25 protein-coding genes are annotated in these 19,174 nt (G+C 70.3%); 2 read left to right on the top strand and 23 right to left on the bottom strand.

Going from position 1 to position 19,174, the window contains the following annotated elements; all coding sequences use genetic code 11:
* Position 1 precedes the first annotated feature (1 nt).
* The 23 genes from ACFWR9_RS11585 to ACFWR9_RS11475 form a co-directional block, all read right to left on the bottom strand.
* Positions 2-1,480 carry a hypothetical protein gene (locus ACFWR9_RS11585; RefSeq protein WP_383839210.1) on the bottom strand — a complete coding sequence of 493 codons (1,479 nt, stop codon included), beginning with the start codon at positions 1,478-1,480 and terminating at the stop codon, positions 2-4.
* The gene (locus ACFWR9_RS11580) at positions 1,480-4,275 is read right to left on the bottom strand and encodes a hypothetical protein (RefSeq protein ID WP_383839207.1); all 2,796 of its coding nucleotides are present in this window, start codon (positions 4,273-4,275) and stop codon (positions 1,480-1,482) included. The genes ACFWR9_RS11585 and ACFWR9_RS11580 overlap by 1 nt, the downstream gene beginning before the upstream one ends.
* 190 nt (positions 4,276-4,465) lie before the next feature.
* A complete protein-coding gene (locus tag ACFWR9_RS11575; RefSeq protein WP_383839204.1) occupies positions 4,466-4,894 on the bottom strand; it encodes a hypothetical protein in 429 nt (142 codons plus the stop codon).
* Positions 4,895-4,907: 13 nt separating this feature from the next.
* Positions 4,908-5,423 carry a hypothetical protein gene (locus tag ACFWR9_RS11570; RefSeq protein ID WP_383839201.1) on the bottom strand — a complete coding sequence of 172 codons (516 nt, stop codon included), beginning with the start codon at positions 5,421-5,423 and terminating at the stop codon, positions 4,908-4,910.
* 3 nt (positions 5,424-5,426) lie between these two features.
* Complete coding sequence (locus tag ACFWR9_RS11565; RefSeq protein ID WP_383839198.1) at positions 5,427-5,909, bottom strand: hypothetical protein; 483 nt, start codon at positions 5,907-5,909, stop codon at positions 5,427-5,429.
* A gap of 3 nt (positions 5,910-5,912) precedes the next feature.
* The gene (locus tag ACFWR9_RS11560) at positions 5,913-6,155 is read right to left on the bottom strand and encodes a hypothetical protein (protein ID WP_383839195.1); all 243 of its coding nucleotides are present in this window, start codon (positions 6,153-6,155) and stop codon (positions 5,913-5,915) included.
* Positions 6,152-6,499 (bottom strand): hypothetical protein, encoded by a 348-nt coding sequence (locus ACFWR9_RS11555; protein ID WP_383839192.1) that lies wholly within the window; start codon positions 6,497-6,499, stop codon positions 6,152-6,154. Before ACFWR9_RS11555 ends, ACFWR9_RS11560 begins: the two co-directional genes overlap by 4 nt.
* 11 nt (positions 6,500-6,510) lie before the next feature.
* Positions 6,511-6,963, bottom strand: a complete 453-nt coding sequence (locus tag ACFWR9_RS11550; protein WP_383839189.1) for a hypothetical protein — start codon at positions 6,961-6,963, stop codon at positions 6,511-6,513.
* Positions 6,960-7,787 carry a hypothetical protein gene (locus tag ACFWR9_RS11545; RefSeq protein WP_383839186.1) on the bottom strand — a complete coding sequence of 276 codons (828 nt, stop codon included), beginning with the start codon at positions 7,785-7,787 and terminating at the stop codon, positions 6,960-6,962. The genes ACFWR9_RS11550 and ACFWR9_RS11545 overlap by 4 nt, the downstream gene beginning before the upstream one ends.
* 17 nt (positions 7,788-7,804) lie before the next feature.
* Positions 7,805-8,218 carry a hypothetical protein gene (locus ACFWR9_RS11540; RefSeq protein ID WP_383839183.1) on the bottom strand — a complete coding sequence of 138 codons (414 nt, stop codon included), beginning with the start codon at positions 8,216-8,218 and terminating at the stop codon, positions 7,805-7,807.
* Positions 8,215-8,571: a hypothetical protein gene (locus tag ACFWR9_RS11535; protein WP_383839180.1), complete on the bottom strand. Its 357-nt coding sequence runs from the start codon at positions 8,569-8,571 to the stop codon at positions 8,215-8,217. Before ACFWR9_RS11535 ends, ACFWR9_RS11540 begins: the two co-directional genes overlap by 4 nt.
* A 67-nt stretch (positions 8,572-8,638) precedes the next feature.
* The gene (locus ACFWR9_RS11530; RefSeq protein WP_383839178.1) at positions 8,639-9,232 is read right to left on the bottom strand and encodes an HNH endonuclease signature motif containing protein; all 594 of its coding nucleotides are present in this window, start codon (positions 9,230-9,232) and stop codon (positions 8,639-8,641) included.
* 43 nt (positions 9,233-9,275) lie between these two features.
* Positions 9,276-10,763 (bottom strand): phage major capsid protein, encoded by a 1,488-nt coding sequence (locus ACFWR9_RS11525; RefSeq protein ID WP_383839175.1) that lies wholly within the window; start codon positions 10,761-10,763, stop codon positions 9,276-9,278.
* Complete coding sequence (locus tag ACFWR9_RS11520; protein WP_383839172.1) at positions 10,763-11,758, bottom strand: HK97 family phage prohead protease; 996 nt, start codon at positions 11,756-11,758, stop codon at positions 10,763-10,765. The genes ACFWR9_RS11525 and ACFWR9_RS11520 overlap by 1 nt, the downstream gene beginning before the upstream one ends.
* Before the next feature lie 11 nt (positions 11,759-11,769).
* Positions 11,770-13,161 (bottom strand): phage portal protein, encoded by a 1,392-nt coding sequence (locus ACFWR9_RS11515; protein WP_383839169.1) that lies wholly within the window; start codon positions 13,159-13,161, stop codon positions 11,770-11,772.
* Between the two features lie 2 nt (positions 13,162-13,163).
* Positions 13,164-13,367 (bottom strand): hypothetical protein, encoded by a 204-nt coding sequence (locus ACFWR9_RS11510; protein ID WP_383839166.1) that lies wholly within the window; start codon positions 13,365-13,367, stop codon positions 13,164-13,166.
* Positions 13,349-14,755: a terminase large subunit domain-containing protein gene (locus ACFWR9_RS11505; RefSeq protein WP_383839163.1), complete on the bottom strand. Its 1,407-nt coding sequence runs from the start codon at positions 14,753-14,755 to the stop codon at positions 13,349-13,351. Before ACFWR9_RS11505 ends, ACFWR9_RS11510 begins: the two co-directional genes overlap by 19 nt.
* 67 nt (positions 14,756-14,822) lie before the next feature.
* Positions 14,823-15,362 carry a P27 family phage terminase small subunit gene (locus tag ACFWR9_RS11500; RefSeq protein ID WP_383839160.1) on the bottom strand — a complete coding sequence of 180 codons (540 nt, stop codon included), beginning with the start codon at positions 15,360-15,362 and terminating at the stop codon, positions 14,823-14,825.
* Positions 15,310-15,591, bottom strand: a complete 282-nt coding sequence (locus tag ACFWR9_RS11495; RefSeq protein ID WP_383839157.1) for a hypothetical protein — start codon at positions 15,589-15,591, stop codon at positions 15,310-15,312. The genes ACFWR9_RS11500 and ACFWR9_RS11495 overlap by 53 nt, the downstream gene beginning before the upstream one ends.
* Positions 15,575-16,303, bottom strand: a complete 729-nt coding sequence (locus ACFWR9_RS11490) for a hypothetical protein (protein ID WP_383839154.1) — start codon at positions 16,301-16,303, stop codon at positions 15,575-15,577. Before ACFWR9_RS11490 ends, ACFWR9_RS11495 begins: the two co-directional genes overlap by 17 nt.
* A 537-nt stretch (positions 16,304-16,840) precedes the next feature.
* Positions 16,841-17,119, bottom strand: a complete 279-nt coding sequence (locus ACFWR9_RS11485) for a hypothetical protein (RefSeq protein WP_383839151.1) — start codon at positions 17,117-17,119, stop codon at positions 16,841-16,843.
* A 175-nt stretch (positions 17,120-17,294) separates the two neighbouring features.
* Positions 17,295-17,510, bottom strand: a complete 216-nt coding sequence (locus tag ACFWR9_RS11480; RefSeq protein ID WP_383839148.1) for a hypothetical protein — start codon at positions 17,508-17,510, stop codon at positions 17,295-17,297.
* 29 nt (positions 17,511-17,539) lie between these two features.
* Positions 17,540-17,770 (bottom strand): hypothetical protein, encoded by a 231-nt coding sequence (locus tag ACFWR9_RS11475; RefSeq protein WP_383839145.1) that lies wholly within the window; start codon positions 17,768-17,770, stop codon positions 17,540-17,542.
* Between the two features lie 53 nt (positions 17,771-17,823).
* On the opposite strand from ACFWR9_RS11475, the gene ACFWR9_RS11470 reads away from it, so the two are divergent.
* Both ACFWR9_RS11470 and ACFWR9_RS11465 read left to right on the top strand, forming a co-directional pair.
* On the top strand, positions 17,824-18,495 hold the full coding sequence (locus ACFWR9_RS11470) for a hypothetical protein (protein ID WP_383839141.1): 672 nt from the start codon (positions 17,824-17,826) through the stop codon (positions 18,493-18,495).
* Between the two features lie 301 nt (positions 18,496-18,796).
* Positions 18,797-19,045 (top strand): hypothetical protein, encoded by a 249-nt coding sequence (locus ACFWR9_RS11465; protein ID WP_383839138.1) that lies wholly within the window; start codon positions 18,797-18,799, stop codon positions 19,043-19,045.
* Positions 19,046-19,174: the final 129 nt, after the last annotated feature.

Here is a 19,174-nt window from a genome sequence, read left to right as displayed (position 1 = left end):
GTCAGCCGCCGAAGTCGTAGATCGCGATGTCGAGCAGGTTGCCCGGCGTGAAGAAGTCAGCGAGGTCCTGGAGGGTGGAGAAGTTCGCGGCCAGGTCCTCAAGGGTGAAGCCGGCGGCTTCGAGGACGTCAGGCCAGGCTTCGACCTTGACGACGTCCAGAGTCCAGAAGGTGATCTCGTCGAACCAGCGGGGGGCCTCAGCGTCTTGGGGCACGGCGTAGTGGCCGTCCAGGCGCGGCGTGTGCACGGCCTTGCGGATGAGGACGATGCCTTCGGTGGCGTCCTCCAGGGTGGCGTTGAGGGCGTCGCCTGCCTCGTCAGTGAGGGTGCGTAGCGTGATCTGCCCGGACGGCCCTGACCGCTTGCGGCTCACGACGACCATGCGGCCGCCGACGTTGAAGACGGTGGCGTCCCGGTTGCGCTGCTTCTCCGGGTAGGTCTGGAGCGTCACCGAGGCGCCGACGCCGCGCACCGCGTCCGAGATGACGTCGGAGTCGACGACCGAGGTGATCGCCTCGGACGTGACCTCGTTCTCGTCTCCGAGGCTGTCGACCAGGCGGGCGGTGTAGGTGACGGGCACCCCGAACGGCTGTTCCGCGTCGACGCGAACGATGGCCGTCTGGCCGGTGGCGTCGATACCGACCGCGCCGCGGAGCGCCGTACGGTCGCTGCCGACGTTCCGGTACAGGCTCGCGGTGGCGACGTCCCCGGCAAGCAGTTCGGACACGACGATCTGGATTCGCGGCGGGAACACGGACTGCTCCGTCAGCGTGATGACGCCCTTGGGCACGTCCTCCCGCAGTCGCAGTACGCCGGCGGCGCCCGGAGACGCGGCCGACAGGGTCGCCAACACCGTCGGCGCCTGGGCGGCCGCGCCCGACGTCACCGAGCAGTACGCCTGGGCGTTGCGGACGCCGTAGCCGCTGAGCTGGCCTCCGTCGCCCGACTCGGTTACCGACCCGAAGGTGACACCGGTCGCGGTGACCGTGTGCGCCGACACTCCGGCGGATGTGTTCGGTGCCGCGTAGCCGAGGATGGCGAAGTCGCCGGGCCGCCACGTCACCGTGTCGGCGCAGGCTGCCGAGAAACCGGTCCCCGACGACGTGTCCTCGCCGAACGACGCAGACCACAGCCATCCCGTACCGGCGGACCGCTCCAGCACCCAGATCCGGCCCGAGAGGACCGACCCCGTCGACCCGGCCGGGATGCTGGTGGTGGGTGCCGCGTCGCCGCCGTCCAGGACCCGCACGAACCACGTGAGCCGGCGCGGCCCGGCTCCGGAGGCGAACGTGCCTCCGCCTCCGGAGAACGTGCCCACCCGGGTCCACCCGGACGGCGTGGACGGGACCGCATCGTCGGCGTGGCCGCTGGTGACCTGAAGGACCGCGAGCCGCCCCGCCGTCGCCCCCGACCCGTACCCGGGGGTGATCGTGTCCTCGTGGCCGACCCCGGCCCCCGTCGACACGTGCGAGATGCCCATCAGCCGACCACCCTTCCCACCTTCTGCCGGTAGGCGGCTTCGTCCTGCGCCTCGCGGATCAACGGCCGCACGGTGCCGCGGATCACCCCGAGCAGCTCGCCGGAGTCGAGGACCAGCTGGCCGGTGAACTCGCCGCCGACCGGGGCCGGCGCGGGAGCCGCGACCGCCGATGCCACGGTCGATGCCGGTGCGCTGCGCGGCATCGCGACGGCGGGGGCCCGCATAGCGTTGAGCACGTCGAACATGCGCACGCCGTACTTGGCGACGGCCGCCGCCTTGATGACGTACTCGCCGTTGGACAACCACGGGGCCGGAACGCTGTCGGAGGTGCCGGTGCCCGGGCCGCGGACCAGGCCTCCCGTGTCGTAGTGGGTGCGGAAGCCACTACCCGTGTACAGGCCGCCTGTCGCGCCCACGATGTCGTGCTGGGAGCGGCCGGTCAGATACTGGGTCACGTACCGGGTGGTGATGGTCAGCGTCGTGTTCTTGCTCGCGGGCAGGGAGTTGATCTGCCCCTGAGCTGACCGGATCTTCGACCGCCAGTCGTCGATGTTCGCGGTGAGCTGAGCCTTCTTGCTGCCCTTGGCGGTCTTCAGCTGGTGTTCGGCCTGAGAGACCCGGGCGCGCCACACGGCGATGTCGGCGGTGAGCTTCGCCTTCTTGTCGTCCTTGGCCGTGATGAGCTGTCGTTCGGCCTGTGCGACCTGCGTCTTCCAGTTGAGGATGTCGGCGGTGAGCTTGGCCTTCTTGTCGCCCTTGGCGGTCTTGAGCTGCTTCTCCGCCTCGGAGATCTTCGTCTTCCAGTCGGTGATGTCCGCCTTCAGCATCGCCGTCTTGTTCGGCGTCTTCAGGATCTGGGCGGCCAGCTTCTCCGCCTCGGTCCGGGTGAGGCCCATCTGCATCGCGTTCTTGACCAGCTGCTGGCGGCCGCGCTCGTAGATGCCGATGGCGCCCTGCCACGAACCGGTGGACTCGCGGTTCGCTGAGGCGGCCTCGTCGGTCTTCTGCGCCAGGTCCTGGAGAGCGGTCGCCGCCGCCTGCGCCTTGGGGCTGTTGAGGTCCAGCTGACCGTTCACGTAGCTCAGCGAGCCGGCGTTCTCCTTCGCCGCTTTCGCGGCGGCGTCGACGCTGGCTTCGAACGCGATCATCCCTCCGAGGCCCTGCCGCTGCACGTCGTTGAGGGCGACGATGCTCTGTCGAAGGCCGTCGGCGGACAGCTTCTGCGCAGCGAGCGCCTGCTGAGTCTTGCGTGCCTGCTCGCCGAACAGCCCCATGGACTGCGCGGTGAGTTCCGCTTCGAGCCGCTGGTCAGCGAGCGCGCTGTTGTAGTCGTCCAGCTGCGACTTGATCTCTTCGGAGGTGTATCCCTGCTTCTTCAGGTTGGCGGTGATGCGCTCCAGGGCGGCCGCGGCGAGGTCGGCCTTGCCTCCCTGCACGAGGTTGGTCAGCGCCTTGTCGACCGCATCGAAGTCCTTCTTGGCGTCCTTGACCGGGGTGCTGTCCATCCCGATCAGGGACGTGAGGAACTGCTGGGTCTTGTCCAGGTTCGAGGGGCGGCTGAGGGTGCGGAGGCTGTCACCGAGACCCTTGAGGTCGGTGCCGAAGACGCGGGCCGCCTCACCGCTGACCTTCCCGGTGCGCCCCAGCTCACCGAGGGACGTCGTCAACTTGTCCACGTCGGGCGGCGCCTCCTGCCCGATCTCGGACAGCTGCATCAGCCCAACCACCAGCAGGCCGATCCCGGTGGCAGCTACCGCCAGCTTCGCCTTCGTCGACAGCGCCCCGAACGCGGCGGTGAGAGTCCCCACGAAGCCGGAGGCGCCGATCGCTGCCCGGCCAGCAGCGATGATCTGCGCCCGGATGATGCCGTACGCGCCGGCGACCAGGAGCAGCCCGGCCCGCGCGAGGGTCACCGCGCGCATCGCGACGGCCAGTTGCAGCACGATGGTGAGGAAGCCGGGCGGCAGCGCGGCGACGACCCGGGCCGCCGCGTTCGCGATCTGGAGGAGGCCGACACCGACGTCGGACGCGGCGGTCAGCAGGTGGACCGCGGCGATGGCCACCTGCTTCAGGGTGTCACCCACGAGCGGGCCCTGCTCACGGGCGAAGTCCATGAAGTCCTTGACGCCGCCGCCGATCTCACCGCTGTCGGCGACCCGCGCGAAGTGCACGAGGCCGTTGACGGCGTCGCGCATTGAGCCGACCGCGAAGTCCTCCACCTTGCCCATGAACGTGTCGAAGCCGGGCGTCGCCATGCCCCCGCCCGCGATCGTCATGAGCCGGTCCAGCTGCCCAGAGGCGCCCTTGACCAGGCCCGACGTGTGGGGCAGGAGGGCGTTGGTGAGCTGGAGGCCCTTGGTGACCGGGGTCATCGTGACGCTGGCGAGACTGTCCGACCAGTCCCGGGTCTCGGTCTTCAGCACCGAGAACGCGGCCGCGGACTCCCGGGTGGCCGACGGCATCTTGGACACCGTGCGGTGGTAGGCCACTTCCGCCTTCGCGGCTTCCTCCGAGGCGGCCCCGGATTCCTCCACGGCCTCCCGGTACTTCTTCTGTGCCTGAGATGCCTCCGCCAGCGACAGGATCTGTGGGACGACCGCGGCCCCGAACGCGGCCACGGCAACGCCGGCCCCGGCGATCGCGCCGGCGAACGGGGCGATCGACGACGCCACGGGGATCGCCGCGCCGAACGCGGCGAGCCTCCGCTCCGCCCGGCCGGCGGTCCGGGACGCGTTGTTGAGTACGCGGGACAGCCGGTCTCGACCTTCGAGGACGAAGGTCATGGTCGTGGCCATGGGGGTCATCCACCCCCTTTGGCCTCCTGCGCCGCCTGCGCGGCCAGATAGTGCTTGACGTGGAGAACGGCCTGGTAGAACCGCTTACGCGGCAGGGACCCGAGTTCGGTGGGGCCGACGTGCAGGAGCTGTGCGATCAGCGTCCAGTACTGGTCGAACAGGTCCGTGATGCTGCCTCGCGGCCGGGCGACTACTTGGAGGTCTTGGTCGTCCCCTTGCCACCTTTTGGGCTCGCCAGCTCAGCCAGCACCGCGTCGACGTCTTCAGGGTTGTGGGCGAGGATCCGGCACTGCCGTGCCGCCTCTTCCACGTGCTCCTCGCCGACGTTCTCACGGACGCCCTCCAGCAGATCGAGGATCTCCTCGCGCTCCAGGCGGGCCTTGAGGCGGCGCTTCCACTGGGGAAGGGAGAAGCCGTCGAACTTCAGGCCGGCCTCCTGCCGCCGGCGGAACACCCAGATGATCGCGCTCATCGGGAGCGGCTTCTGCGCCTTCAGGGCGTTTTCGACGTCGTCCCACTCAAGGCCGGTCACCCGCTCGACTTCGGCGGACTCGATGGTGGCCATGTCCTGCGTGGAGTACTCCTCGACACGGTCGTCGTGAGCAAAAGAGACGATCATGTGGTGCTCGCTTTCATCCGCCCAGGCGGCGTTCGACGTCGTTGAGGATGCGCTCCACGTCCCGCCGTAGGCGGGGCATGTGGGGCCGGATGGTGTTCCACCACCAGTTGGCTTCGGAGTACTGGTCGGCCCAGCCGCCCCGGGACTTGTTGCCGAAGGTGGGGTGCCGCCAGTGGCCCTTGTCCAGGTTCTTCGGCATGGTCTGCCAGTCGGCCGGCAACTGGCCCTTGTCGACCCACAGCTTGGCGCCGCTGCCCGTGGTGACCGACAGGCGGATCGCCGCGGCGATCGTCGCGCGCAGCGGCGGCCCGGAGCGGCCCGGCCGGCTGGCGCGCCCGGCGCGGCTGCCCGGGCCCCAGACCCGCAGGGTGCGCATGGTGCGCTGAAGGTCACGGTGGATGGGGGTGGCGGCGTGCCGGATGCGCCGGTTCAGGTTGTTCTTCAGGGTCCCGTCACCGGCCTGTCGGAGGCGCCGCTGGAGCGTCGCGAGGTCTCCGGTGTTGGTGATCCAGAAGTCTCGCTGCGCCATGGCTCAGGCCGGGATGGTGACGTTCTCGGACGGTTCGCGGGTCACGGCGAACTGCACCTGGACCATGGCGGCGTCCTCCAGGTTCCGCTGCTTGGCCTGGGTCAGGACGCGTGCCGGGAAGACGTCCATCGTCCGGCCCGGGGTGTCGCCTTCGTCCATCCACACCACGTGGCCGTCGGCACCACGCTGGAGCAGGTCGCGGACGTCCGTGCCGGTCTTCGACGCGTACAGGGTCAGGGAGCTGTCGTCCGCGGAGATCGGGCCGTCGATCTTGCTGTTGAACTTGGTGCCCAGGGTCGGGGTCTCCACGACCTCCGAGGTGACCTGCCAGCCCTCCACGGCGCCGACTTCGACGGACAGCTCGGTGCCGGCGTTCAGTTCGGCACGCGTGGGCGCGGCCGCGTTGGCGATCGTCGGCACCCAGGACACCTTCGTCAGGCCGCGCCGGTAGTAGCGCACCGACGACGCGATCGGCGTTGCGGGCATGGGTCACTCTCCTTCGGTGGCGCGCCGGCGGGAGCGGGCGGGCTTCGGGTCGGGGGCTGCGCTGGCGGCGGCCGGCGGCTTGGGCGTGTCGGCGGCCGCCGGGTCGGCCGCGTCCTGCGGTTCGGGGGGTGGGGGGTCGACGGGCACCCAGCCGGCCGCGCGGTGGTGCGGCACCGCCGACGCGGCCACGGTGATCGTCTGGTCCTCGGGGAGGGTCGGGTGGCGCAGGGTCACGTAGTCGCTCATGCCGCTGCCGTCCTGATCACGCAGACCTTCACGCCCGTGACACCGCCCGGGTACGTGAGGGCGGCGCGCCCGGTGGACGGATCCCGGTACCGGTCAGTGACGGGGATGACGGTGAGGCCCGTCGTTGCGGCCACCGTGACGGTGCGGTCGGCGACGGCCAGGTCACCGTCGAGGACCTCGGGAGTCGCCAGGGTCACGTCTTTCGTCGCGGCGTCGGTGTTCTGCACCACCAGGAGGACGCCCGCGCCGGTGGCGCAGTCGTCCCCGCCCGATGCGGCGGCGGTGAGGAGGTCGTCGAAGCGGAGCCCCGTGAGGGGCACCACGTTCGTGGTGAGTGCGGCCATGGGCTGTCCTCTCAGATGGTCCGGCAGACGAGGGTGAGCAGCAGCCGGACTTGGACCCCGGAGGTGGTCTGTGGCTGGTGCAAGGCGGTGGCGCCGATCGCGCACAGGGCGCCGGGCAGGCCGATGCTGGGGTCGCCGTGCAGCACGTAGCGGATGACCCGGGCCATCTCGTAGACGCGGGCCCGGGCCGCGGCCACGTCGCCGTCGCCGCGGCGGGCCAGCAGCGCGACGGTGAGCCGAATGTTCCGCGCGCGGGAGGGGTCCAGCGCCGCCCAGTCCTCCTCGGTCGTGCCGGCGAGGAACTCGCCGTCCTGGTCGCCGTCGAAGCCGACCAGCACCCAGTCGTTGCGGTCGGAGCCGGTCAACTGCGGTCCGTCGGTGACGCCGGCGTCGGCGAGCCCGTCCTCGGTCCCCAGCCGGGCCACGACCGCGTCAATGAGTTCGGGCAGGTCGATGTCGCTCATGCCACTCCCGGGGGAAGTCGGTCCGGTTCTAGAAGCTCCAGCGCCCTGTTGGGGATGGCGTAGCCGAGGCCACTGATGGGCTCGCTCACGGCGTAGTCGTCGCCCCCGGCGACGACCGGGCCGCGCGCGCTGCCCCGCTGGGTGCGCCACAGGTGCTGGAGGATGACCCGGCCGGCGGCGGTGATGTTCGCCTTGGCCTGGGCGCGGCCGGCGGTGTACGTGAAGCGGAGCGGCCCGTACAGCACGCCGCCGTCGAGGCGTTGCACGATGCCGGTGTCCGGGTCCAGGTCCAGGGTGGCCGGGTCGTAGGAGGTGCCCCCAGCCAGGACCGGCACCACCGATGTCAGGGCGATCGCCGGAGTGTGGCGCAGCACCCGTGTGTCGGCCGTCGTGAAGCTGTGGCGCTCGGTGATGGTGCGGCGGGCGACGGGGCCGACGAAGTGCTCCACGATCCACGTGGTCGCCGCCGACCAGTCGCGGATCTCGTCGTCGTCGCCCGTGGCCCCGGCCGCGATGTTGAGGTGCTTCTTCGCGTCCGCCAGCGAGAACAGGAACCCGGGGTCGGCCGGGCGGACGTCGAAGACGTCGGCGTACGCGGCGGTCGGGCTGGCGAACTGCCAGTGCACGATGTGCCGCCCCGGCAGCGCCGCGGTGTAGTCGACGCTGTAGCGGCCCACGGTGGCCGGGGGATTGGTGACGGCCGGGCTGGTCGTGGTGCCGTCCGGCAGGGTGACGGCGAGCGTGACCGAGTCGGCGTTCGCCGGTACGCCGCCCGCGTCCGTGCAGCTGGCGGTGAGGCGTACCGCGGCCCCGAGATCGATCACGGCTCAGCCCCTCGCCGTCAGGCCCGCGCGGGCGGCATGCGCCGCGGCCAGCCCAGCAGGATCACCGCGTCGTACAGGCCGCCCGTCACGGGGCTGCCGGTGACGGTGACGACGACCCGCAGGTACCGCTGATGCCCGACGTAGCCGATCTCGAAGACCCGCTCGTCGTTGGCCGACGTGATCGCCGGTTCCGCGCCCTGGAGGAACTCGTCGGCAACGGCCGTCCAGTCGCTGCCGTTCGGGGAGTCCTGGACGGCGACAGTGTGCGTGCCGTCGGTGACCGTGCCGACGTTGACGACGACCAGCGCGGACCGGAAGCCGCCCTCGTCGGTCATCCGGTCCACGGCCACGCCGGTCGCGGTCGCCGAACGGGCGGCGGCCGGCGCGAGCGCGGCCTTCGCCAAGGCCACGCTGTACAGGCTGTGCCTCATGATGCGGTCCCCTCCTGCTGGTCGCCCGCACCCTTCGGCCCGGCCTGCTCGGGCTCGGACTTGGGCTTCGGCTCCGCCTTCGGCGCGGCCTGCTTCACGGGGGCCTTGGCCTGCTTCGTCGGCTTGCCCGCGGCCCGCTTCACCGCGGCCCGGGTCAGCGACCGGCGTCGGCCGGGCGCAGCGGAGGCGTCCTCCACCGGGGCTTCGCGTACGGCCGCTTCGACGTCCTCGAAGAGGTGTTCGCGGCCCTTCAGGACCGGGTCGTCGTCGTTGACGAGCGCCCCGACCTTCATCACGCGCGGCACGCCGCGCACCGACGTCGCGAACGACGACTTGCACCGCTTGATCGCCACAGCGGTTCTCCTTTCTGGCAACACAAAGGGCCCGGCATTGCCGGGCCCTTCGCATGAGGTTCGACTCCTACACGGCTTCTGGTGGCAGGTCCCCGTACCGAGCCAGGAGTTCCCTCGCCCAAGCCACCTTGTCGGCGACGCGCTGCCCCCTGGGCTGCCACGACGACCACAGTTCGAGATTGGCGATCCGGTTGTCTCCCTTGTCGCCGTTCTTGTGGTGCACCGTCTCATCGGGGAGCAGAGCCCGACCAAGGTGCGCTTCCATCACCAGCCGATGTTCCGCGTAACGCTCGCCACGGCGCAGCGTGTGAAACCGGTAGCCACGCGGATCCGTGGTGCCACCGCTGAAGTCCCCAGACAGCAACTGCTGCTTCAGCCCTTCGACCGTCCGGAACTTGCGGGGTTGGGCTGACCCCAGCGGATCCCCGTAGAGGCGATTCCGGTTCCAGTGCGTAGGGCAGAGGCCCTTCGCGTGTGCCCGCCGGGTGCAGCCATCCACGGTGCACGCCTGGTTTGATCCGTTCGGCGCGCGCAACCGCTCCGCGCTGCCGGGATCCCCCGTTCGCCGCCACCGGTAATAGTGCATCGAGCACATCCGGCGCGCCTGTTCAGGCTTGTCGCAGCCCTCGATTGAGCACTTCTCTGTCCCCTTGCGGCCCATGCCCCAAGTTTAGCTAACTCAAAGCATGGGCGTTCAGGATGCGTCAGACTGACGTCGCCAGATTCAGAACGCGCATACCTGCATCGTTAACCGAATCTGCCCCGACCCGGTAGTACGCGTACCAGCCGCGCTGGCCGGTGGGACGCCGGTTGGAGCCGACGAGGTGCGGGATGAACTCGATCGTCATCCCGAGCCGGTCGGCGATCACGTAGTTCGACAGGTCGCCGAAGACCGTGATGTAGTTGTCGCCGGCCGCCGCCGTGTTCCACGTGGCGTCCATGTCCTCGGACTCCAGCGCCGCGTAGCCGAGCAGCTCGTTCGGCTGGCCGTTGCCGATCCGCTCCCACAGGTCGGCGCCGCCGTTGGTGTCGAACTGGCGGACCAGGTTGTAGATCCGCTTGTTCGCGACCCAGGAGGCGTTGCGCCGGTAGCGGGCGGGGAGGGCTTCCTCCATGCCGTAGATGTCCGCGGACGCGAACGTCTCCGCCGTGGCGACGGCGACCTCGCTGGAGGTGCCGGCCAGGGCGGTGATCAGGCCGGTGGGCTGGCCGGACCCCGTGCCGGTGGCGAAGGCCGCCGCCTCCAGGATGTCCTTGCCCTCCGCCAGGAGACGGCCGACCTCGGTGGTCACGTTGGCTTCGTCCATCAGCGCCTCGATGCTGATCGGGACGAAGCCGTCGGCCTTGTGGACCGGCACGGACGGCTGGTCGAAGCCCGGGGAGTTGTCCCCGGCCTCCGAGCCTTCCGCGGACCAGCGCCACGACACGGCGCCGGCGGACACGCCGTTCCAGACGTCGCCGGTGGCGACGACCTTCCGCGCGGCCATGCGGATGTCGGACTTCGAACCATCCGACGTGAGGATGATCGTCGGGTCCAGCTGGAACGGGACCAGGTAGCCGCCCTGGGTGTCCGTGAGGGACATGGCCCGCTCCAGGGCCCGCTGCTCGTCGCTGGAGATGAGGTGGGAGTGGCCGCGGGCCATCTTCGACCAGGCGCGCAGGTACTCCGGCGAGGACGTCGCCAGGCACAGCTTGGCGATGGTGGCCTCGTCGTCGTCCCAGCGCTCCAGGATGTCCGTCGCCGTGCCACGGATGCTGTCGTTGCAGCCCCGCATCTTCTCGATCGCGGACAGCGCGCGAGCGCGCAGCTCGGTGCCGACGTCCTCCTTGGACCGGCCGAACGTGCGGACCTCGGAGAGGTCCCACGGGTTGCGGAACCGGTGGTCCTCCACCGAGTCGGGGTGCAGGATCGGGTCCAGGTCGTAGGAGTCGCGGGAGGACAGCGGCGTGCCGCCCTCCACCTTCGTCGCCGCCGGGCCCCGCTCGGTGGCCTTCGTGGCGCTGCGGACGCGGTCCAGAGCGGACTTCCGCTCCAGCTGCCGGCGGTGGTTGTCGACCTCGGCGAACTCCCTGGTCAGCTCGTCGAAGTTCTGCTCGTCCTCGGCGGTCAGCTCGGGCTTGTCCCCGATCCGCTCCAGCTCTTCCTTGATGTCCTTCAGGCGGATGACCGCCTGAGAGTGGCTCAGCTCCATCAGTCGTCCTTGACGGTGATGCGCGCGATCTTCTCGTCCATCAGGTCCGCGATCTCTCGGATCTGGCCCTTCAGGCGGTTGGTGCGCGCAGACGGGGACGGGTGCTCTGGGGCGAGCGGCGCGTCGGAAACAATCAGCGGGTGGCCCTCTTCGGCCGGCTCGCTGGGTACTTCGGTGGTGCGTGCGGGCAGGTGCCCTGGGGGCGGCGTGCTCGGCTTGGGGCGGGCAGGGGCGGCCGCGGGCGGCGTCCCCTCCCCGTCGTCGGGGTCACCGAAGAGCAGGGCGCGGGCGACCTCGCGGCGCGTGGCCGGGTCTTCGAGGCCCTGCTGGACGGTGAGGTTCTGGGCGAGGCTGTGGCGCAGCTCGCGGGTCAGGTCCCGGTCGCCGGTGATCTCCTGGGCGAGGTTGGCGGCCCGTACGTCTACCGAGGTGCCGGCGTAGGCGGGGAAGACGACGGGCCCCAGCTCGTGGAGGCGGACTTCCACGAGGGTCCGCTGGAGGGGGCCGCGATCGCCGGGCTTCCACAGGAGCTTGGACACTTCGACGGGGCTGAGGACCTTGTTGTCCTTGTCGCGCCACTCGTCACGGATGACGTTGAAGCGGAAGCTCATGCCAGTCACCGCACGGTCGCGGATAGCGTCCCGTACCGGCTCGATCAGCCAGTTGTCGGAGAGCCGGGAGCGGACGTACAGGCCCTGGTCGTCCTCGGTGAGTTCCTCGAAGGCGCCGATCGGGATGGACCCGATGAGCCGGTGGTAGCCGTGGTCGAACTGGAGGACCGGTGTCTTCTCCCGGAGCGACTTCCGAAAGGCGCCCTTGCGGATCTGCTCGGTGAACTCGCCCTCCCAGGAGTCGATCTGGGTGGGCTGGTCCCAGACCGCCGCGTAGCCTTCCAGCGTCAGCCCGTCGCCCGCATCGTCGTCCTGCTCTGCGCGGAAGGTGAACGGCACTGAGCGTTCGAGGGCCTGGCGCCGCATGGCGTCCATCGGGTCCATGAGGTCGTCTCCTAGCTCTCTACGGCGTGGGGGTAGGCGGGCTCGTCGGGGCCCTCGGCTTGCAGGTGGGGGGCCAGCGCTGTGGCCAGGGCACGGAGGGCGCCGGCGTCGGTCTGGCTGGTGCCGGGCGGCTGGAGCTGGACTGAAAACAGACCAGTGTGAGAGAGCAGCGACCAGTCCTCTGCGTCGACGGCGCGCTGCACGGACACGGGGGTGAAGCCGGCGTCCACGAGGGTGCGGATCGTCTGTGCCTGTCGGAACGCGATCTCGGCTGCGTCCTTGCGGTCTTCACGGAGGAACGGCACGTCGCGGCTGTCGTACCAGAGGCGGACGGCGCCGGAGGTGGACTGCGCGCGTACGAGGGTCGCCAGCGAGCCGGCCGCGTTCTGCCACAGCGGGTGAATCGTTCCGTCAGCGAAGCGGCGGCGCGCCTGGCTGTAGTTCGAGTACGTGGCGGCGGCCAGGCCCTCGGAGAGGCCGACGATGACCGGCGGTACCCCGGCGGCCGCGGCGATGCGGGTCTCGCCCGCGCCCTGGACCTGCGCGAAGTCCAGCTCCTTCATGCTGGAGCCGACGACCGTGATGTCCGCGCCGCCACCGACGTACATCGTCTTCCCGGCGTTGCGGGGGCCCTTGTGGTCGGAGTCCATGCGCGCCTGGAACTTCGCGAGGGCGTCGGGCTTGACCTCGCGGTCGAAGGCGACGATGACGTTCGGGGTGGCCCGGTTCTCGAAGTGGGCTTCCTTGTGCGCCGTCATCAGGTTGTCGTTGCGGATGTCACGCACGAGCGGCGTCATCCACGACATGCCCCGGTAGGTAGCCAGCGGGTCAGCGCGCGGCGCGAAGTGGCACACCTCGTCGGGCAGCAGCGGCACGGGGTCGCCGCCGGGCTCCGTGTACAGGTAGCCGATGCGCCGCCAGCCCAGCACGCCGCCGCGCAGCAGCCGCGGTTCGAGGACGATCTCCACCCAGTCCGGGCGCAGCCGTACGAGGTCGCCGTCCAGGGCAGTCCAGTACGAGTTCCCGACCAGGTCGGCGTCTTGGATCATCCTGACCAGGAGGTCCTGGGTGGTGCCGCCCGTCCAGGGCTCTTCCAGAGGGCGCAGGTCGGTGTTGCCGAACATCTCGGACGGCCGCCCGTTGTTGAGGCGCTGCCACTGGAAGCGGGCCGCGGAAAACACGTCCTGGCGCACGGCCAGGCAGGCGAAGAGCACGCCGTTCGTGGCGGCCTGGATGGCGTAGCCGGTGAAGTCGGCGGGCGCCTTCTCCTTGGCCTGGCCGGGCATGGTCTGCTGCACGGCCATCTGCGGGACCGTGTAGGTGTTGCCCGCGTACTGCACGGCCTGCACGTAGTCGTCGATGGTCGTGATCGATCGGCGGGCCGCCCGCCACAGGCTCACCACGTCTACGGCCTCCCGTCATCAGCGCCAGGAGTGGCGACGTCGGCGATCAGCAGGCAGTAGGCGATGAGCAGCACGCCGGCGGCGATGAGACCGATGCCGGCACCCCAGGCGAGGCCCGCGCCCACGGCGACCAGGCCGCCGCCGCTCCAGGTGCCGGCCCGGGCCCGCGCGAGGCGGCCGGGGACGTTCAGCCGTAGGCGACCCACGGTTCGATCTCCTCCTCGGTGTCGATGCGCGGCAGGGCGAGGAAGACGGCCATAACCATGGCGATGCAGGCGTCGATGTGGCGCTTGGACTTGCCCTTGGACAGGCGCCAGCCGCGGTCGGTCTCCCGGGTCGCGGCAGCGAGTACGTGGTCGGTGAGGATCGGGTCGTCGCCGTGCACGAGCGTGCCTTCGGCGATGGACCGGTAGGCGTCCTGGCAGGCCGGCACCATGTGGGAGGCCGACTGCGGGAACTCAGCCATCGGCAGGCCTTCGTCCAGGAGGACTTCAGCCGACCGCTGGAAGTAGGCGGGGTCGTAGGCGACGGTGACCAGGTTCAGCGTCCGGTGCCGCTCGCGCAGGTGCGCCTCTACGGCCGCCACGTCGATCGTGGAGGCCTTGGTCGGCGTCCACACCTTCGCCTGCACGCGGACCTTGCCGTCGTCCCCGAGCTGCGCGACGACGACCGCCACCGAGTCGTGCTTGTACGCCATGTCGACGGCCGCGTACGCCGACTGGTCGGGGTCCAGGTCGACGTCCCCGGCGCATGCCTCCCATGAGCCGGGCGGCAGCCACGACTCGTCAGCCCGCGTCCACTGACCGAGGTTGTACCGCCGGTACTCGAACTCCTGAACCTGGTAGTACCGGGCCACGGTGTCGTCGACCCGTACGAACGCCCCAGCTGCCGGGTTCGCGGCGAGCACAGCAGCGCGCAGCTGCTCTTCGTCCTGGAGGTCGAAGTTGCCGTCCTTGACGCCGTAGTGCACGAACAGGAACCGCGAGTCCTCGATCTTCCCGGCGTTGACCTGGTACCCGTACAGATGCTTCCGCCCGGCAAGCGAGTCGAGATCGGCGCCGGGCGTCGTCGTGTTCAGGACCAGGCTGTTCGCACGCTTGACCAGGCCGTTCGCGATGACCAGGTGGACGCGCTCCTTGTTGCCCACCCACTCGTGGATCTCGTCCGCCGCGAACATCGACGGACGAGGCCCGTCGTTCGTGCCGGCCGCAGCCGCGATCCGGTACGCCCGGCCGGGCCCGGACTTCACGAGGATCTCCGTGTCGTAGGCGTCGACGTGGTGCTTCAGCGTCGGCGACTCGGTGCAGCAGTTCCGCATGTCGCCGAACAGCAGGTCGGCCTGCTCGAACGACGCGGCGCCGACGGGGATGACCGGGGAGCCCTTCGGCCCGAACAGCGGCGGCCCCAGCAGCTCGAACAGCATCACCCAGGCGCTGAGCGGGGTCTTGCCGTTGCCCTTGGGGACTTCGAGCATCGCCTCACGGAACCGGCGCTCCCCGGTCGTGGGGTTGTACTCATACAGCCAGTACAGGAACTGCTTCTGGAAGCGCAGCAGCCGTACGGGCTGGCCGAAGTAATCGCCCTCCCCGTACACACAGTGCTTCTCGATCCACCGGCAGACGACCGGCCCGTGCGTCGGCCAGCCCAGCGACCGGGGAGCGCTAAGCGGTCTCGCCGTCGATGACGTCCTGCCCTGCGATGACGTCGAAGCGGGGGTCATCGTCGTCGTCGCCCCCCGCCATGAACTCGGAGTTGAGGTCCGATAGGGACTTGGCGGCCTCACCGAGGGTGACGCCCAGCGACAGCCGGGCCCGCGGCGACAGTCCGAACCGGTCCTCCAGCTGACGCACTTCGGCCTGCACCAGCTGCATGTGCTTCAGCAGCGGGTTCATCACCGTCTGGTCCCGGTAGCCGCGCACCATGTGCCCTTGCCTCCGCACCGTGGCGTGCGACCGCTCCAGGTCGTCGTACAGGCGGTACAGCCGCTCCAGCGCGGGCAGGTCAGAAACCCGGTCGGCCAGCTGCGCGACCGGCGACTCCCAGTACGCCGCCCACCGGTCCCGCACGCTCTTCAGCAGTCCCGCCGGTGGCGCCGGCCGCTCCGCAACGCCGGCGTTCTCGGGGATGGCCTCCAGGCCCTGCGCCCGGTTACGGCGCTGGCGCTTCTCCGGGTCCTTCGGCGCCGGTCCTCTCCCAGCCATCAGGACCTCCCGCCTCGCCCGGCCTGTACACGTCGATGCCGTCCGCCCCGGCCAGCAGCAGCACCTCAACCCCGGGCAGCCGCTCGCGCAGGACATCGGCGAGCCGCTCCAGCTGCACGGCCGGCACATCCCGGGCCACGCGCACCAGCGCCGTGTCGCCAGGCCGGATCACGGACAGCTGCGCCTCGAAGTCCACGCGCACGGTGACCTGCTCAGGCGTCGTCGCCACTGCCACTCCTCTCGCCCGCGGCCTGCCAGCTGCGCAGCACCTCGTCGGCCGGGTCCTGCTCGTACCGGTCGAACCAGCGACGAACGTACTCCTGCCACTGCGGGGGCCGCTCGTTCATCGCCCGCAGCAGGCACGTCTCTTCGGACCACCACAGGACCACCGACCGCGCCCCGTACCGGTCCCGGTAGTACGCCCGCCGCTTCCGCTCCGGCGCAGTCGAGATGATCCAGCAGCGGCGCACCTGGTGGTTGCCGAGCAGGAGCCGCTCAAGCGCCGCGTCCCGGGCCTCGGTGACGATCGGCAGGTGCGCGTCGATGAACTCGTACGTCCCGGCCAGCGACATGGCCTCGGAGAGGGCGTCCAGGTCCAGGATCAGATCGTCCGGGTCGGCGTGCTCGCTGATGTACCGGTTCTTGCCCGCGCACGGCGGCCCGGCCACGAGCACGATCTCCAGACCGGGGCTCCGAGTGTCGGCCATCGAGGATCCGCGAGTCGAGTTGCAGGCGCGGCACAGGACGCGCAGCTCACCGTCCTCGCGGCCGCCGGCGCCGACAGCGACGACGTGGTCCGCGGTGAGGTTCTCCGCAGGGTGGGAGTCACGCTGCCAGCCAGGACAAACCCACCCGAACTGTTCCACGTGCGCGCGGACCGCGTCCGCGCGCCGGATCCGCTCCCGCCGCGTGTACCCCTGACGGGCCCGGGGCCCGGCCACGACCCGGCGCCGACCACCTTGATCGCAGCGCGGGCACTGGCCCCGAACCGGCAGGCGGCACCCCGGGCAGATCGACGGCGGGCGGCTCACGATCACCGCCCCGCTAAGAGGTCCGAACTCAGTTCGCGATGGATAGCCGCATAGCCATGCATGTATATGCGCTGCATACTCATGCAGCTAATCACCCTGAGCGGGGTTCGGGTGAATAGCCAGACCCGTACAGGATCATTTTCAACAGCGGAGCGGGGTCGCTGGGGGTGCGGCCGGTCTCGCGGGGGGTAGGCCCCCCTCCCCCACCCACACATCGCACCCTATGTCCGTTTCGAGCGGTTCTAGGCGCAGCGATGGTCGGTGAGTGCATAGCGATGCATGGATATGCGGTGCATGAGTATGCGGTGCAGTATGCAGGTGGTGATCCACTATGCAGTGCCATGCATGGGGGGGGTGGCAGGGGGGTGGCTGCCTGCCGGTGGCCAGCCGTGCCGGGCCGGGGGGCCGGGCGGGTGGGGGTGGCGGCGGGGGGCTGGCCGACCCTGTCTACCCGCCGGCCCGGAGGTCGGCGGTCCTCATGTCGCGGCAGACGCGGTGAGCCAGGTGGCTGTTGCTCCGGTCGTACGGGTTGCCGCCCAGCCAGAGGGGTCGGGTCTGGTCCACGGTCCTGGACCACGGGTGTGTGGTGCCGTCGTACGCCGGGTCGGCGTAGCGGTGGCAGAGCCAGCAGTCGGTCTCCTCTGCGAACACCTGGGCTTCGAGGCGCAGCCGCTGGAGTTCGGCGAGGGAGGCCCGGGGGTTGTAGGCGGCGAGCGCTTCGGCCATGCCTGCCCCCTCGGAACGCAGTGAGCCCAGCGCGTGGGCTGGGCTCGGAAGGCTGGGGCGGGTGGCAGGTGGGGCGTTGAGACCTACCCCGACAGCGCTGGCACCGTCTCACAGAATGAGTGCGCGCTGACCGCCTGTCAAGTAGTGGCTGGTCACGGGCCTTGACAGGTGTGGGTCAGGCTGGCTGTGGGTTGAGGGCGTCGGCGATGTCGGCGAGGTCCCACAGTGCGAGGGCCTGACCGCGGCTGGGGTTGGGCATGGAGCCGACCGGGGCGATGGTGCGGCGGCGTGCCCAGCTGCGGTACTGGGCTGGGCGCATGCCGAGGGAGTAGGCGGCCTGGGCGGTGGTGACTAGGGGCCGGCCGTCACGTCCGGTGCGGGTGGTGCTCACGCGTCCAGTGTGCCGCCCAGGGCCGGGGTTCAGCCGTAGTAGGTGTCGGTGTACCGAGGCCCGCCGGGTTCGTCTTCGCAGCCCTGGTCTCGGTCGGGGCTGCCGGTGTGGGTGATGACGAATGCGTAGCCCTGGGGCAGCGTGCAGCCCTTGTCGGTCCACGTGTTGGCGATGGCCGTCCAGATCATGAGCAGCACGAGGGCCGCGATGATCTTCTGGGGTCGGGAAGGGCGCCAGGGTCTGGCGGTGAGATCGGACATGCGCCGCATTGTGGCGCGCCGTGAGGCTGGCGTGGAGGGGGTGTGACGGGGTTGTGACGTACGGCGCGTGGCGTCGCGGCGCCTACCACGAGGCGGCGCTGTGCGTCCAACTCCTGCTCGTGGCCAAGCTGCTTGGTGGACACTGCCCTGGTGGTAGATCCGATCAGTGTGGCCGGCACTCCGCGGCGAAGGCTCTGACCTCCGTCCTGACGAAACGGCTCCAGTCCAAGGCCGGCATACGCCTCGGTAGCCGAGACGAGCGGCGGCAGGTGTACGCACGTTTCCAGTCGGCAGCGACGGACACGTACTCCGTAGTCACGGCCGTGAGGCTGGAGCAGCGCCTGTACACGACGTGGGTGGGGCGGGGACGCTGGGCGCTGACGTACAGGCCGTTCGCGGCGCAGCGCGCGGCTGCTGAGGCTTTGACGAAGGTGCACCAGGTGCAGAGCGAGCTGCTCCAGGCCTACTTGGATCTGCGGCTGGTGACGAATCCAGCGCCGAAGCAGGCGGCCGATGCCGTCCTGGACCGACTCAACGCGATGCTGGCCCTGCCTACGTCCACACCGGATGCCGAGTTGTTCGGGGCGACCAACCTGGTCGTGGAGGCGCAACGTGAGTTCACGGACGTGTGCCGCGATGATCTCTGGTACCTGCCGAAGCGGTGGCAGGCTTACCGGCTCGACTGGTGGAGGGGCCGGCGGTGGCGGCGACACCGGCCAACTTGATCGACCGCTGGGCGAGGCCTGGGCCGTTGTCGGTGGCCGTGGCTATGGTGCGGTCATGGACTGGGGAGATGTACCGGGGTGGGCCGGGCTCGTATTCGCGCTGGGGGCCCTTGAGATCAGCCGACGAGCACGCAGAGACGGAAGGCGGAGCGCCGATGCTGCGGAGCAGTCCGCTACCGAGGGGAGGCGTAGCGCGGACGCAGCGGAGCGGTCCGCCACCACTGCGGAGCAGACGCTCGCTGACCAGCGTCGTGACGCGACCGAACGCCGGGCGGCCGAAGCTGAAGCAACTCGCCCGAGGGTGAAGCTGCGCATCGACGCCGCCAGCGGGGACAACTACCGGCTTCGGAACTGGGGCAACGCGGCCGCCACGGGCATCAGGAACGTGGAGCCGTGCGGGGCGGTCGATGACTGGCCGGACTCGCTGTCCCTGCGACCGGGCGAGGCACACCCGTTCATGATCGCTGGTGACTACGACAACCAGGAGCCGACGCAGATCCGCGTCACCTGGGACGGCCAGCAGGAACCGGTCGTCCTGCCGGTCCCGTGATAGACGGAGCGAGGCCCCCCCCCCACCCGGGGGGGGGGGGGGTCCAGGGGGGGGGGGGGAGGGGGGCGGGGGGGAGGGACAAAAACTCCACCCCCCCGGCGGGGGCGGGGGTGGGGCGCGCCCCCCCCC

Source organism: Streptomyces sp. NPDC058534 (genome assembly GCF_042717365.1).
In the GTDB taxonomy this organism is placed as follows: Bacteria; Actinomycetota; Actinomycetes; order Streptomycetales; family Streptomycetaceae; genus Streptomyces.
Note: the sequence above shows the minus strand (reverse complement) of the source record. Positions and strands in the feature narration are given on the sequence as shown.